Raw genomic sequence first — 14,994 nt, 5'->3', positions numbered from 1 at the left:
AATATTTACCTGGAATTTTTAATGACACATTATTCACGCTTTCTTTTAATTATCCCTTTTATTTCCTTTTATTCAAATGCAAGCGAAGAAGTAGATATGTCAGACCCAATGGCTGTTTATACCGGAGGGGATATAAAAGCTGGAGATCAAGGTCTTGGCGGCTCTTTACAATTTTCTGTTGGTCAAAACAACTGGGCAGCAATGGGAAAAATAGAAAGCACAAATAATTTCGAAACCTATCGAGCTCGTATTTTTACCCCAAATAAAGTGACTGGTACTGGTGTTTATATCGACGCTAGTAAAGATGATTCCGTAGATAATATCTCTTCTAATTATGCCACTATTGGTGTATTACAGGTAATTCCTGTAAATGAAAAACTTCAATTTAATGTGGGATTAACCTATGGTAAAGCATGGGAATCAAATGAGAAATTCGAAGATACCGACATCATTAACGCTCAAATTTATGCAAAATATAATATTAATGAAAAATTCTTTGTTCTCGCCTCTCCACAATATCAATATGGCTTAAATGGTGAGGAATTCCGAGATTTTTATGCAGAGCTCAATGTAGGGTATAAAATTGACTCAAGTAATGTTCTTCTTCTGACAGGCAGCACAGAAAACCAAACCTGGATTACTTACAAGTTTAAAATATAAAATGATGACTAAGTTGGATAATATGATCCAACTTATTTACTTTTCGGAATCACAACAGTAAATGTGATCTCTTGATTTTCATTATATGTTACGGATAAATCATACCCATTCTGCTGAGCTATATTTTGTACAATCGACAGCCCTAAACCATGTCTATCAGTATCCGTTCTTGAACAGTCCACTTGATAAAGGGGTTTAAACAAATTCTCTATATTTTGTTGTGTTAATCGTTTTGATGTTGTGTTCTTAATTTCTAAAATTATATTGCCATTTTCATCATTTTCCATAGACGCAATTATGTTTGTATTCTTGGCACTATAAAATAACGCGTTATCTAGTAAATTCCTGCCCATGGTTTCAAGGCTAAATTTATCAGCACACACAATAGGAGAGTTTAATGATGAAGAAAACGTTATTCTATTTTCTATATTTGGGTACTTAAACTGTAATTCGGTACTTATCTCTTCAGATAAAATTCGCATATCAATTTCTTTTCTTACTATATGAAAAGAGTCTGATGCACTTTGATTCAATGCCATCAACTTATTGACGATATTCTTCATGTTATGCGCAATAGATAAGACATCTTCCTTATACGTTGCTGAAATACGAACATCATCAGGAAAACGAATATTCATCTCACTCAAGCTGATGATCTCAGCAATTGGCGTTTTAAGCTCATGAGCGATATCAGAAGAAAGACGTTTCTCATTCGCAACATTTTGAATATTTAACTCAATGTATCGATTTAACGCTTTTCTAATTGGCGCTATTTCTCTGCTCTCTTTCGGATTTTTCTTTATCTGCTGTGCATGAGCATCTAGGTCTGAAATTTCTTTATTTAATAAATAAAGTAAATCTAGTTCTTTATCGACAACTTTAATTACAACAAATCTCACCCCGAAAATTGCCGTTATAAACACAAATAGCAACGATAAATCAGCAATCAATAATATGTTACTGACTCTTTGATTTGAGATAGCTAACGTCAAGTACATAGTGTCGATATAGGTTACATCAGCTGGATTAACATCTGATGACAATTGAGGCTGAAAACGAGCAGAAATGGCTTTCCCCATACTGCCATCAGGCAATCTAATTTTAAAAATACGGCTACCATGCGTAGGTACGTCTTTGTATTTCAAATCAACATCATCAAAATAAGCAAGTGATTGAGACTTCGCGAAAGTCTCTTCCTCTAACCAAATCTGAAAATATTGAGCATTATCTTTACGCTCAAATTGGGGCATAAAACCAGTATGATATTCAAATTCAATTTCATCACTTTCGACTTCAACCAGTGATTTTAAATAGTTTGATTTTTCAACTAACGCATCATCGAATTGCTGATCAACCCAAGCATCAAGAATGAAATCCAACGATAAGAAAACCACCAATAAAATTACGCCAATAATCACGGTTAATGCATTAACTAATCTGTTTTTTATTGAGTACATGAGTTTTTTTCCAAATAATAACCAAAACCACGTTTGTTTTTAATTGGCAACTCACCGCCTAATACTTTTACCTTTTTACGCACAGAAGAGAGGTGTGACTCTATGGTATTTTTCGATAATGAATCAAACGAACCAACGACATAATTGCTGATATTTTCAGTCGTTATGACTTGGTTTTTAGATAAGAATAAGCACTCAATAATCTTGTACTCATTTTTAGTAAGATCGATGAGTTGCTCAGAAAACTCCAACTCTTTTTTGGCAAGATCGAGTGTAAAGTCACCCAACCTAATATCATCATCGCTATTTTTAACCACACCTCTTCGTGCCACAGTTAAAATACGAGCGTGTAACTCATCAAAAGAAAAAGGTTTCACTAGATAATCATCCGCACCAGACAATAAGCCTTCAACACGATCTTCAGGTTGTGATCTTGCCGATAAAATAATCACTTTTACGTCATTACCCATCTTTCGAATACTTTTTAATAACGTAATGCCATCAACATTAGGAAGCATTAAATCAAGAATAATGAAGTCATACTCATTAGTGATAGCCATTGATAAGCCTATTGAACCATCTCCGGTATCATCAATCGTAAAACCAAGGTTACTCAACCCGACGACTAAACTACGTCGCAAGTGTGCAGAGTCTTCAATCAAGAGTATTTTCATTATCTAGTACCACGTTATTCTTGAGATTAAGCATTATCCAACGATGATAACAAAAAATAGGCTAACCATTGTTATGGTTAGCCTATTTCTTTCTACTTTAATTATAGCTGTGTTTTGCTAGCTTTGAATTGCCATGATGTCTAACGCATTATCTTTCGCATCCGTTTTTACCCCATACAAGCCCAGCATGGTATGGAACAAGTTATCATGCGAGTATTGGCCCGTTGCTGCTTTCTCAACGACACTTGCTTTATCAATGCCTTTTTGGTTTGCATAGTCATCACTCATCCAGATATACCAAGGCACATGGGTTTGCTCTTTAGGTGCAATCATATAAGGTGCACCATGAAGGTATAAACCATTCTCACCCAGTGATTCTCCGTGGTCTGATATATACAGCATCACGACATTGTATTTATCTGAATATGTTTTTAGTTTTGCGATAGTTTGAGCAATCACATAATCAGTATAAACAAGCGTGTTGTCATACACATTGGTGATCTCTTCATCACTGCAATTTTCAATATCACTGCGATTACATGCAGGAGAATATACGGCCATATTATCAGGATAGCGTTTCCAATACGTTGGCCCATGGCTGCCAATCATATGCAGAGCATACAGTTGATCCCCTTTGCTATTTTGAATTCGTTGATCAAGCCCTTTAAGTAATACTTCATCATAACAACTTGATCCATTACATAATTGAGCGTCTGCATTATCCGCAATCATCTCTTTTTCAATATTCTTAGCAACGGCTTTATCACCACCATCATTATCAACCCATACAGATTTCACTCCAGCATGAGTCAGTACATCTAATACGTCATCTTGGTTATTAGCACGTTCTTTATTGTAATTGGTGCGCAGCATGTTCGAGAACATGCAAGGTAAAGAATGAGCCGTTGCGGTACCACAAGAACTGACATTTTGAAACGCAATCAAACCCAGATCTTTGGTGTATGGATTTGTTTCTCTTGAATATCCATTATAAGCACTGTTTTGAGCGCGAGCCGTTTCGCCAACTAACACAACCATTAGGGTTGGTTTACCATTCTTCGCTGGGATAATTTGAGCATCTTCGCCGATCGTTACATATTCTAACGGCTCGGTCAGGTACGTATTATTGATGTATTTAACTGTATTAAACGCATCCGCAGGATTAATCATTTTATTAAGGTATGAGTTATTTCGGCCAATTGACGCGTAATCTTTAAAGTAAAAGACGGAGATAATCAACATACCGACAATAGCAACACTCATTAATGCCGCACGATGAAATATCTCTTTTGACCAAGATACATTACGTACAATTTTCACTTTAAGCAGTAATAAAACGGGAATAATACCAAAGGCAATCAAATAAAAAATAGACGCACTACTCAAATAAGATGAAGCTTCGTCTACATTACTTTCGAACACGTTTTCTATCATTGCGTAATCAAACATGGTGTTATATTGCAAAGCTGCATAAAACGCCATCGCTGATGTTATGGTTAAAATAACAACAATACTTTTAAATAAGTAAGGAAAAGCAATAAGCGAGAAAATGATAATAAAAACACAAGTAAGAAGCGCAGGAGTCATAAACAAAAAGAGGCTTTGACCTTGAGATAGCTCATAAATTTTTTCATTAATTGGGTAGTTAAAAACCACGGCAAAATAAATCGAAACAACGGTTATCAAAGACACCATATTCATGGTTATTTTTTGATTTTTAATTTTTGACAACAAATTCGACAACACAAGGATACCTTCAGGAACTTTAAGAATGAGATGAGTGTCGCATATCAAACTTAAGATTCACTGAAGATAAACTTATGATTTACTGCATTTCATTACTTCACTGAATAATTAATGCGAAATTTGGTTATTTAAACGACATGTTTAGAGTTATGCCAATAAACTGATTCGAATTATCAAATTGGCCAATAACTCCACTATTGTTGATCTCTGGATCACCATAGTCTACGTAGCTATAATAGGCATTAAAAGAGGTATCTTTTGTCCATTGATAGGTTGCCCCTACACTGTATCTATGCTGTGTATCGACAGGAAGATCAAGGCCTTGAGATTCAGGTTCATCAAGTGGTGAACTTGCATAACCAACCCCTGATTCTAAACGTAATTTCGATGTTAGTTGGTAACGAGCCCCAATAGCTGCTGTCCATACATCTTCAAAATTTCGCTCTATTTGAACTAATTTATCATTATCAGTAATCGAAACTGTCGTGGAGTCATTATCACTCCATTGCTCGAAGCCTACACTCCACACTAAACTCAATGGATTAGTAAGTTGATGTAAACCTGAAACCTCAACTTGACGAGGGTTAAGGACATTTATACCTGCATCGCCCGCCTTAGCTGATATATCTTTATCTACTGAGCCGGGAATTGGCCCTGGAATAGGAACGGAAACCGTCATCGCATTACTATTAAATGATCCTGTCAGATTATGATTCATACGTGAACGATAGGCGACACCTAAACGGTTATTCTCATCAATCTGATACATCAACCCCAAGTTATAACCTAACGTCCAACTGTCAGTCTCAATATTACCTTGTCCGTATAACAAACTCTCTTCAAAACTAGCGTAGTCAATTTGTAATCCACCACCAATTGATAGCTTATTATTTACTTGATAAGACACGCTTGGGTTAAATTGTATGACCGACAATTTCAAATCATTTAGAGTTAATGCCCCCGCATAATCAATACCATAGTCAAGCGCACTTCCTCCTTGAGCTGACATACTCATTCCTAAATGGAAATCATCATTCAACTGGTGAACATAGTAAATCGAACCGTAAGATTGAATACCACCTGCATTTTCACTGTCTAGACTTGAGTCTCTATCGTCATGATAATACATACCCAAATCCATCACTGCGGCATTAACGCTTAATGCATCCCCCTCAATATAACTCATGCCTGCGGGGTTCGAATAAGCCACTGAAGCATTTTCAGCTAATGCTGCACTACCAGCCCCTGCTGTACTGACTGTCATTTTACTCATTTCTTGTACTAAGGTTCCGGCGGCATTCACCTGAAAGGGCAACACTAAAGTAGAACTTAGTAGTATTAATGAATAGTTTTTTTTCATTATTAATTCTCTAACTAACAAAGTAAAAAAGAGCACATTAAACACAATCAATGTACTCTTTAGTGAAAATGAAAATTTATTGTTTAACGACTTGAGGAAGTGCGTAATTGTTATCTAATACGGCTTGAGTTGGCTCATACAAACGTAAGTGCAAATAGAAGTCATCTTTTGGTGCTGGCAGCCAATTACAACTTGCATCCGTAGGTTTACTGTTTTGGATGCATACGGTTAATGACCCATCTTTGTTGTAGGTAAGTTCATCTTTTCGATTCGTCGATACTGAATAACGATCAATACTGTTTGGCACCATAAATAAATGTTTCGCATCATACATAGTTAATGACCAAAACTCTTTTGCAGGTGCGTCAGCAGGCATTGTCATGCGGTACTTGTTTTTTCCTGACAATTGCTGATCGTTAGAATCCGTATAGCGATTTGGATACAGTGCACGCTCTTTAGTATTCAAACCTGCAGCACGGAAGTTAATACTGGCACGGCTCAGGTAATCGTTACCATAGCGCCCGCCTTCGTACATCATCGCCCAACCGTTATTTTTAACGCCTAAATCACGACTTGCGTATTGAATAATTTGTGGTGCTGCATTTAGCGCTCGTAATAAACCTTTTTTCTGATCAGCTGTTAAATCATCAGCATTAAATGGCTTATCACCACCGATTCCAATGTATTTAAATTGATCCACAATTGGTGCATCTGAAGGGATTGGATTGTTGCGTAATTCATGGTCAATCAATTCAAACCACTCTAGACCTTTAGGTTGAGCGACAGGAGATATACCAGTTTTTGCATGGCTTAGTTTAACTGTCTTGTGAGCTTGTCCCAATTCTGATAGTGGATAATTAATAAAACCATCGTGCACTTTTAAAGCAGCAGTTAAGTCTTTATTTCCTGAGACTCCAGTACGTTGAATATACCAAACTAACGGTGTTCTTGATTCTATAATACCATCAATACCATCAGGGATCCCCCCTTTCTGACCTTTCCATCCTTTATTGACCAGTAGGAATTTTCCGCCATCTTTTCCCACATTATCAACAATTAAATTATCAACGGCTTCTGAGTAATCATCAAGAAGCTGAACGATAAAATATCGATTATCTGTCGGTGGAACTTCAATCACCAACGGACCGGTATCATTCAGATTAATATGCGATTGCGAATAAAGAGTATCGTTATTCATCGTTGGAACAACACGATCATCAGGACCTGCAAGTGTCAGAGTTTTACCCATCATATTAAGCGGCGCCGCACCATTATCCATAGGGCTATCCACATTGGTTGATGCGGCTCTCACTTGTGCTACCGTTAATGGGCCGGCACCATAAATAAAGGCTTGTAATCCTAGGGTGTAGGCTAATTCTTCTTGGGGATTAACAGGTGTTAGTTGTGCCGCAAATACCGCAGTACTGCTTAATAAACTACTCGTAATTACCGTTGCTATGAGTGCTTTTTTCATAGTAGAACCTCTATTTATAAATATCGTTCCAGATTAGCGACTCTTAATAAAGAAGAACAATTGAAAGAATGAATATCCTTTATTAAAAAATGCAATTCGACTATGCATATATAATTAATTAAATTAATAGACATGAATTATAAGTCATCAACAAGGTAATCAAATAATGTCAGTATCCCCTACCACAACTACAATGCCTTATAGCCTATTTATTAAATCTGAAAGCGCAAAATGTAATCTAGATTGTCATTATTGTTATTACCTCAAAAATGAAGACAAAAAAAAGCCCGGCATGGATAATGAGACATTAGAAAAAATGATCATCAATCACATGCACTCTCAACCAAGCAAAACCCCCGTGGTTGATTTTATTTGGCATGGAGGAGAGCCAATGATGCGTGGTCTTGAGTTTTATCAATTGGCCATTCAACTACAGCAACAACAAAACTCAAACATTCCAATACAAAATACCATTCAAACCAATGGCACTTTAATTAATGACCGTTGGGCTTCGTTTTTTGCTCAAAATAAATTTATGGTTGGGATCAGTATTGATGGCCCACAACTGATCAATGACATTGCTCGCATTGATAAATCAGGTAATTCCTCTTTTGAACGAACCATGCGTGGAATGCGTCACTTAAAAGAACACCATGTAGAATTTAATACGCTTACTGTGATTAACAATAAAAGTTATAAACATGGAAAAACGATTTATAACTTTTTAAAAGACAACGGCAGCACTTACCTACAGTTTCAGCCTTGTATTGACCATGAAATGGATCGTCGTTTTGATTATGATTGGACATTATCAGGCAAGCAATGGGGACAATTTTTATGTGATGTTTTTGATGAATGGGCAGCCAATGACATTGGTAAAACCTATGTGCAATTTTTTGAAAACTGCTTAATGATTTTAATGGGACACCAAAGCCAAATGTGCCACCATGCTGATACTTGTGGGCAACAATTAATGATGGAATCCAACGGTGAAGTATTTAGTTGTGATCACTACGGTTATGATGACTATAAAATCGGTAATATTCACCATGACAACGCTTCATTAGCGCAAATGGTGAGTTCAAAAGAGCAAATGAAATTCGGGCAAGATAAACTCGATTCACTAAATCAAAAGTGTCAACGTTGTGATTTTAAGCCTTTATGTAATGGCGGTTGTCCAAAAAACCGAGTGGATAAAACCAATAATGGTGAAGATCACAATGTATTATGTGAAGGGTATGAACTATTTTTCAAGCACGCACTGCCTGTGATGCTAAAAATGGTTGACGCAATGAAGCGAGGATATTCCCCAGTTCATTACCCTATGTTCTAAAAAAAGGATTTTAATTAACACCTTAGCGATTTCTATCCCATACTAATAAGTATGGATTCGCTTAAGGATGGGTGCAGAATAATGATGAAAAAAAGAGGTTGGGTTTACCTACTTTTATTACTACCAACTTTATTATGGAGTGCAGTATCAACATTTACTGAGATTTGGTGGGTTGAAAATATCACAGGTATTCCCAGTGTTATTGCTGGTATTTACGGCCTATCTTTTATCGTTTTATTACTTTGCCGTTATTACCTTTACTCCTTCTTCTGTTTATTACTTGCCACCTTGTGGTTATATCAAACCCCATCACAGCAATACACTACTGCATCTTGCTCTGATCCTTTAAAAATCGTTCAATATAACCTGTATTATACTAATCCTGATCTGACGTCTTTTTTAAACTACTTAATTAAAACGGATATTGACTTAGTTGTACTTCAGGAAACATCCCCTTGGCATGGGGAACGGTTCATGGAATTGATTGATGAATACCCCTATCAATTTGGCGGAGCCCCAACATTAGGCTACCCAAGTGGGCAAATGGTTATAAGCAAACACCCTCTAAATTTACGAGCTCAGAATACGCCTGCGGGTCATTATATGATTAGTGGTATATGGCAAAGCAGTGAAGACAGGCCTGTAAGTTTATACACCGCGCATCCTCCCTCCCCCCGAACCAAACAACTATGGCATGAGAGAAATGCATTAATAGGAAGTTTAGAACGACTGGCAGATTACTCTCCCTACCCTGATACATTAATTATTGGGGATTTTAACTTATCAGCCAACACCAAGCGTTTTAACACTATTTATAAGGATTACCACACTGCTCCAATACAAAGCTGGCCACGTGAAATCAAAGGAATTGCAATCCCCTCTTTCGCACGGATTGCAATTGACCACCTTTGGATAAAAAATACCGAATCACCCTCACTGTTTATTTGTAAGCGCGAAGCATTACCTCAGTTTTCTGGATCCGATCATAGTGCTGTCGTGACGTATTTATCAAAAGTAACACCGCACTAATTATCTATTTAATAACAAATCAATGCTAAGTTACAGTCAGCACTTATTGTGATAAATACTGCTTATAATAATCTTCAGCAATGACTTCGATAAGATCCCAAGGGTAATCTATTTTCATTTGAGCCAGTAATCTAACTTCATCATTCTCATCAATAGACACTATACTTTTCGCTGCAGCATAAGGAGATAATCCTTTTTCTATTTTTTTAATATCAAATCCAGCTTGTTCCAATAAGAAAATAGCTGAAGCTCCACTAGGATAAAAATAACTCCACCCAAATGTCTCTTGGGCATTTAAACCAAAAGTAAGATCTAAATTATATCCATCAGAGCCAAAGAAAGTCACTCCCACAGCATAAGGAAAAATCCCTTTTCCTAGCATAGTATCAACATAGTAAGCACTCCCCTCAACTTGCTCTTGCCACAACCCCATATTTTTTACTAACAAACCATTGGATGAATCTAATCGTATTTCCTCGCTTTTAATCGTTACGTATTTTTCTAATCTAGAGAGTGCGTCTTGCTTTGTTAATTTAGTTGGCAAATCTTTCATTACGTCCCTCATCAATAAAGATAAAGCAATCAAGTTTTTTTGAATTGGATAACCGTTCATTTCTTGAACATAATCACTCGATTGAGTAAATTTCTTTCCCTGGTAAGAATGAAATAATTCATGTGATAGCAGTCTAATAGATCCATCGGCCGGGCCACTATTAATATCAACACTTGCCATATCATACGTTTGAATATAGTAACCCTCTCCACTCACTTTATAATCAAAACTGTAGATACCGTTTCCATTATTAGCACTTAATGACTTATAAGCTTCCTTAACATTAATATCATAACGAAATACGTTTAATCCTTGATCTTCATTATCACCTAATTGCTCTGCGCCATTGACGTAATGAGATGGATTAATTAAATACCCACCAACAGGTTTACCATTATCGACTTTAATCATATAAATACGTTGTTTGCTTAAACTATAACCCGACCAAATATCATTCTTATCTAACTTTTTCATGGCTTCATTAGTTTGATTCAGCATTTGTAGATCAAGAGCATCAGTTAACGACGTATCCTCATATTTATTCTTTATTTTTTCAGTTTTCTTATCATCTCCGCATCCAGATATAAATAACCCCAAACTTATAAACATTATTTTAACTAACAAATTACTCATTATTGTCCCTATTCATTTAATGTAAAAGTAAAAAACTTGTATAACTTACATCAACAGACTCAGTAATTTTTTGTAAGTTTCATTGAGAACGTTACGTCTTACATTTCCTTACAAGCTTTCCTGTAACCATAAGAAATTACTCATATTATTAGTAGATAATTAATTTGTAAGTTATGTAAGCCATTCTATGATTTTGGAGTTTTCACTATTTTCACTTGTAAAATATTTATATCTTTTTTTCTTTATATATTATGAAAAGCGAATATAACTCAATGACACATAAGTAAGGGGAATGCATTGAAAAAAGGGAAAATACTTATTGTTGAAGATGACCAAGAAATTGGTCGATTAACACAAATGTATCTAGAGGCGGAGCAATATAATACTAAAATTATAAATGATGGTTCACTAGCTATTGATGCAATTAAAGACTATCAACCTGATCTTCTCTTATTGGAAAGAACGGCGCTAATATATGCCGTGAAGCTCGACAGTTTTATCATGGCATGATCTTAATTCTCACTGCATCAGATGATGAAATGAGTGAAGTAAGTTTATTTAAATTTGGTGCAGATGATTACGTAACAAAACCAGTAAGAGGGCATATATTACTGGCAAGAATTGAAGCACTATTACGCCGTTCACCTTCATCACCACTTAAAACCACCAACTTCCTTGCTACCAATATCATTCTTGAGAGTAACACTCAAACTGCATGGTATAAAAACTCAAACTTAGAATTAACTACCGCTGAATTTGAAATATTGCATGTTTTAATGGATAACGTAGGTAAGGTAGTTACACGAGAAAAATGCTGTAAAGCCTTTCGTGGTATAGATTATGATTTTAATGATCGCTCTATTGATATGAGAGTTTCCGGCCTTAGAAAAAAACTCTCCGCAAATAATTCTCCAAGCAATTTAATAAGAACGATTAGAAATAGAGGATACATGCTTGTTTCACTTTAAGTCATTACCTTCTATGTTTGCTCGGTTATATTTTGGGCTAATCATATCTATTATTACGACCTTACTTTTGTTTTTTACCTTTGCTGAAAATTACATGAGAAAAGCTGATATAGATGTATTCTTAAAAGATGGAGATTTTTTTCTAGATCAATATATTAAGCAGAAAGATAAAGAAAATTCTTTATATGATGACCTAGAAAATAGCAATCATGAAGTTTTTTACATCTTCACATTAAAGCTTATTTCTCATTGGGATAAATCCCCCCCCTGTCATAGTTGCGATCAGATTTTTATTAAAAACTCAACGGTTGTATACGTAAATGAAAGCGGGTTATATAGTGCTATATATCCGGTACCAAATTCAAACCAACATTTTGTCTTTAGTGAAAATGCTGATTTCTTCTCTGATGAAACTGCTTGGTATAAAGAACCAACCATAATTTTTATTCTCACTCTCACCTTCAGCATTGTTTTTATCTTAAGTGTGGCGATTTACCTTCCCTTAAGACAGTTACAAAAACAAACCCAAACCTTTCAACAAACCCAACGTAAATTTGGTCTGGGCAAATTATCAGAAAGAGCAAACGAACAAGTTCCTGAACCAATAAAAAAACTGTCACAAAGCTTTAATAAAATGGCTGATGAAATTGAAAGCAGGGTTATTCAAAGCCAAATATTTGCTCAAGCAATACCCCACGAAGTAAGAACGCCACTAAGTCGCATTCAGTTAGTTAATGATTTACTCCGTATAAAAAGCCAAGCTGAAAACACAGAGTTACATGACGATATTGATACATATATAGACGACATTAATAACTTAACGTCTAATATCATTATGCTTTCAAAATTAACATCGATGGAATCTTCTTTTTATGAAACGCATAAATCTAATATAAATATGAGCGTTTATCTTCGATCAAGAGTTGAGTCATTACCCAAAAACAACATCAGAATAACCCGCGACATTACAGAAGATATCGTCCTGAGATGTGACTCGACAATGGCAAGGCTGGTGATCGATAATTTAGTAAAAAATGCAATTAAATATACCCACTCTCATGTCCATATTAGCTTAAAAGAACACCAAGAATATGTCGAAATCACTGTCGAAGACAATGGTTCAGGGATCCCAAGATGCAAATACAAAGAAGTTTTCCTCCCATTTTCACGACTAGATAAAAGCAGAAACAGCAAAACAGGCGGCTTTGGTCTAGGCCTCGCAATTGCCAGTGCAGCGGCACATCGCTCACATTTGGCAATTGAGATAAAAGAAAGTACGCTTAGCGGTACTCAATTTTCAATTATTATTCCAACTGAAAGCTAAATAATAAGGGCTATATCTTGATTTACTTTATTCGTTATCACAATAATGGCTCAGAGAAATTAATTTACTGCCACTCTAAAAAAATTAATAAGTGATACAACCGCTAGTACTCCATCTCTTATACCTTTTTGTTTTAGAAGTATAAGAAATAGCTCCAAATAATTATACATAGCGTTTGGAATATCCTAAAAACCACTAAATTGCACATGTCATTAACATTTAATGAGTGAGGCTCAAAAAGACACTATCGTGATTGGTTCTATTGCAAGTGCACTAAGCTGGCGTCCAGAGTAATCATTCTGAACCATGTTGAATAATAAAAGCCACCATAAATAGTGGTGGCTTTACATATTACTTTTCAAGAACAAATATCTCAAATTAGTTACTTTTACTTGGTATTTCCTTCTCCGCCCACTTATATAATCCAATCATTAACAAAGAAAGAGCAAAGCACGCGATAAATAAGGGCGTTGCCCCACCAAGTTGAATAAGCACCCCGCCAACGAGCGGAGCAAGTGCAAACCCTAGCCCATAAATAGCAGCGGCACCAAAATAACTTCCTCGTAAATGTTTAGGTGCTAATTGATCTATTTGTACATTTAAGGTTGGAAAAGCAATCACCTCGCCCACACTCAACACAAAGCACGCCATCAACCAACCCGCAGGAAAATCTACTGGTACCATTAAAAAACAAATTTGTGCTAACGCCATCATTACCATACCAATACGAGTTCGGGTAAATAATGGGACATTTTCAAGCAGCTTAAGCATTGGAAACTGTAAAATTACAATCGTTAGCGTGTTAACTAAAACTAGTCCGCTGATAAATTTAGCGGCATCAACAATATCCGTACGAACGATGACTTGGGGGATAGACGATTCATACTGACCATAGACAAACATCATGATTAAATTTGCGCCAATCAATTTAATAAATAGCTTGTCTTTACTTATGATCCGAACGGTTGAGAAAAAGGACGTTACATCCGCAGTTGCTTTAGAGAGCAAGGTTTCACTCTTACTTTTAGCAAAAGAAAAAAATAGAAAAAGACCAAAAGCCAGATAAGTAATACCGGTCACTAAGAACAATATTTTAGGATGAGCCAGCCCAAGAGTAATGCCAATTAGTGGTCCAATCGCCCCTCCAACGTTAATCAAAAAATAGCGCACATTTAAAGCCAGTTCTCTGTCTTTATCATTATCTAAATTATCACCAATCACGGCTTTTGCTGGTGCCTCTATCATAGGGCGCATTAAGCCACACATCCCAACAAGAACAAACAGTTGGAAAATAGTGGTCGCCATTCCAATTCCACTGTAAGAAAAAGCCGCAATCACACACCCAGATATCATGACCCATTTACGGCCAAATTTATCGGATAACCAACCTGAATATAAACCCGTAAATGAGCCAACCACAGCTGAACCCGCTAACATAGCGCCAACCGTGACTGCACTGGCATTAAAATCTTGATAGAGAATAACAATGAGAAATGGCCAAGCCATAAAATACGTAGTTCGAGCGAGGAGTGTTCCGACTAAAACAGTCCAGATAATGTGATTAAAACGAGAAAGTCTATTCCATTGCAGTACACTTGTATTTTCTTCTATTGCACGGTTACTTTCAGCGGTATTTGCCTCTTCCATATAGTCTCCTTAAGATCCCTAAGCCTAATATTATTGTTATTTTTTATTTTTTATTTGTTTAAAAAGTATACCGAAGTGTCGACCTAATATAAGAGCGTAAGATACTAAATATGAATTCAATTTTAATTAAACCAGT

Annotated in this window: 11 protein-coding genes and 1 pseudogene; 5 read left to right on the top strand and 7 right to left on the bottom strand. The window is 36.0% G+C overall.

Annotated features, from left to right (window positions below):
- Positions 1 to 21 precede the first annotated feature (21 nt).
- Complete coding sequence (locus A6E03_RS05670; RefSeq protein WP_065593017.1) at positions 22 to 660, top strand: hypothetical protein; 639 nt, start codon at positions 22 to 24, stop codon at positions 658 to 660.
- A 32-nt stretch (positions 661 to 692) separates the two neighbouring features.
- On the opposite strand, the gene A6E03_RS05665 is transcribed toward A6E03_RS05670, so the two are convergent.
- The 5 genes from A6E03_RS05665 to A6E03_RS05645 form a co-directional block, all read right to left on the bottom strand.
- A complete protein-coding gene (locus tag A6E03_RS05665) occupies positions 693 to 2,117 on the bottom strand; it encodes a cell wall metabolism sensor histidine kinase WalK (protein WP_065600363.1) in 1,425 nt (474 codons plus the stop codon).
- Positions 2,105 to 2,791 carry a response regulator transcription factor gene (locus A6E03_RS05660; RefSeq protein WP_065600362.1) on the bottom strand — a complete coding sequence of 229 codons (687 nt, stop codon included), beginning with the start codon at positions 2,789 to 2,791 and terminating at the stop codon, positions 2,105 to 2,107. The genes A6E03_RS05665 and A6E03_RS05660 overlap by 13 nt, the downstream gene beginning before the upstream one ends.
- 117 nt (positions 2,792 to 2,908) lie before the next feature.
- Positions 2,909 to 4,543, bottom strand: a complete 1,635-nt coding sequence (locus A6E03_RS05655; RefSeq protein WP_083201845.1) for a phosphoethanolamine transferase — start codon at positions 4,541 to 4,543, stop codon at positions 2,909 to 2,911.
- Positions 4,544 to 4,661: 118 nt separating this feature from the next.
- Positions 4,662 to 5,897: an OmpP1/FadL family transporter gene (locus tag A6E03_RS05650; protein ID WP_065600361.1), complete on the bottom strand. Its 1,236-nt coding sequence runs from the start codon at positions 5,895 to 5,897 to the stop codon at positions 4,662 to 4,664.
- A 76-nt stretch (positions 5,898 to 5,973) separates the two neighbouring features.
- Positions 5,974 to 7,371, bottom strand: a complete 1,398-nt coding sequence (locus A6E03_RS05645) for a DUF1254 domain-containing protein (RefSeq protein WP_065600360.1) — start codon at positions 7,369 to 7,371, stop codon at positions 5,974 to 5,976.
- Between the two features lie 166 nt (positions 7,372 to 7,537).
- Here A6E03_RS05645 and A6E03_RS05640 point away from each other — a divergent pair, with 166 nt between their 5' ends.
- Both A6E03_RS05640 and A6E03_RS05635 read left to right on the top strand, forming a co-directional pair.
- On the top strand, positions 7,538 to 8,704 hold the full coding sequence (locus A6E03_RS05640; protein WP_065593022.1) for an anaerobic sulfatase maturase: 1,167 nt from the start codon (positions 7,538 to 7,540) through the stop codon (positions 8,702 to 8,704).
- Between the two features lie 81 nt (positions 8,705 to 8,785).
- Entirely contained in the window at positions 8,786 to 9,733 is a 948-nt protein-coding gene (locus tag A6E03_RS05635) for an endonuclease/exonuclease/phosphatase family protein (RefSeq protein ID WP_065600359.1), read from the top strand.
- Positions 9,734 to 9,776: 43 nt separating this feature from the next.
- Here the strand turns inward: A6E03_RS05635 and A6E03_RS05630 are convergent, their stop codons facing one another.
- Complete coding sequence (locus A6E03_RS05630) at positions 9,777 to 10,919, bottom strand: hypothetical protein (RefSeq protein ID WP_065593024.1); 1,143 nt, start codon at positions 10,917 to 10,919, stop codon at positions 9,777 to 9,779.
- A 297-nt stretch (positions 10,920 to 11,216) separates the two neighbouring features.
- Here A6E03_RS05630 and A6E03_RS05625 point away from each other — a divergent pair.
- Both A6E03_RS05625 and A6E03_RS05620 read left to right on the top strand, forming a co-directional pair.
- A pseudogene (locus A6E03_RS05625) lies at positions 11,217 to 11,887 on the top strand (response regulator transcription factor).
- A 94-nt stretch (positions 11,888 to 11,981) separates the two neighbouring features.
- A complete protein-coding gene (locus tag A6E03_RS05620; RefSeq protein ID WP_218060153.1) occupies positions 11,982 to 13,211 on the top strand; it encodes a HAMP domain-containing sensor histidine kinase in 1,230 nt (409 codons plus the stop codon).
- A 378-nt stretch (positions 13,212 to 13,589) separates the two neighbouring features.
- Here A6E03_RS05620 and A6E03_RS05615 read toward each other — a convergent pair whose 3' ends face one another.
- The gene (locus tag A6E03_RS05615) at positions 13,590 to 14,858 is read right to left on the bottom strand and encodes an MFS transporter (protein ID WP_065593027.1); all 1,269 of its coding nucleotides are present in this window, start codon (positions 14,856 to 14,858) and stop codon (positions 13,590 to 13,592) included.
- Positions 14,859 to 14,994 lie beyond the last annotated feature (136 nt).

It is taken from the genome of Aliivibrio sp. 1S128 (assembly GCF_001691065.1).
In the GTDB taxonomy this organism is placed as follows: domain Bacteria; phylum Pseudomonadota; class Gammaproteobacteria; order Enterobacterales; family Vibrionaceae; genus Aliivibrio.
Note: the sequence above shows the minus strand (reverse complement) of the source record. Positions and strands in the feature narration are given on the sequence as shown.

What these genes read in the sequence shown, in the direction of transcription:
- A6E03_RS05615 (WP_065593027.1), bottom strand. Translation starts at nt 14,858, where the DNA reads ATGGAAGAGGCAAATACCGCTGAAAGTAACCGTGCAATAGAAGAAAAT.
- A6E03_RS05630 (WP_065593024.1), bottom strand. Translation starts at nt 10,919, where the DNA reads ATGAGTAATTTGTTAGTTAAAATAATGTTTATAAGTTTGGGGTTATTT.
- A6E03_RS05665 (WP_065600363.1), bottom strand. Translation starts at nt 2,117, where the DNA reads ATGTACTCAATAAAAAACAGATTAGTTAATGCATTAACCGTGATTATT.
- A6E03_RS05670 (WP_065593017.1), top strand. Translation starts at nt 22, where the DNA reads ATGACACATTATTCACGCTTTCTTTTAATTATCCCTTTTATTTCCTTT.
- A6E03_RS05635 (WP_065600359.1), top strand. Translation starts at nt 8,786, where the DNA reads ATGATGAAAAAAAGAGGTTGGGTTTACCTACTTTTATTACTACCAACT.
- A6E03_RS05620 (WP_218060153.1), top strand. Translation starts at nt 11,982, where the DNA reads ATGAGAAAAGCTGATATAGATGTATTCTTAAAAGATGGAGATTTTTTT.
- A6E03_RS05645 (WP_065600360.1), bottom strand. Translation starts at nt 7,371, where the DNA reads ATGAAAAAAGCACTCATAGCAACGGTAATTACGAGTAGTTTATTAAGC.
- A6E03_RS05660 (WP_065600362.1), bottom strand. Translation starts at nt 2,791, where the DNA reads ATGAAAATACTCTTGATTGAAGACTCTGCACACTTGCGACGTAGTTTA.
- A6E03_RS05640 (WP_065593022.1), top strand. Translation starts at nt 7,538, where the DNA reads ATGTCAGTATCCCCTACCACAACTACAATGCCTTATAGCCTATTTATT.
- A6E03_RS05650 (WP_065600361.1), bottom strand. Translation starts at nt 5,897, where the DNA reads ATGAAAAAAAACTATTCATTAATACTACTAAGTTCTACTTTAGTGTTG.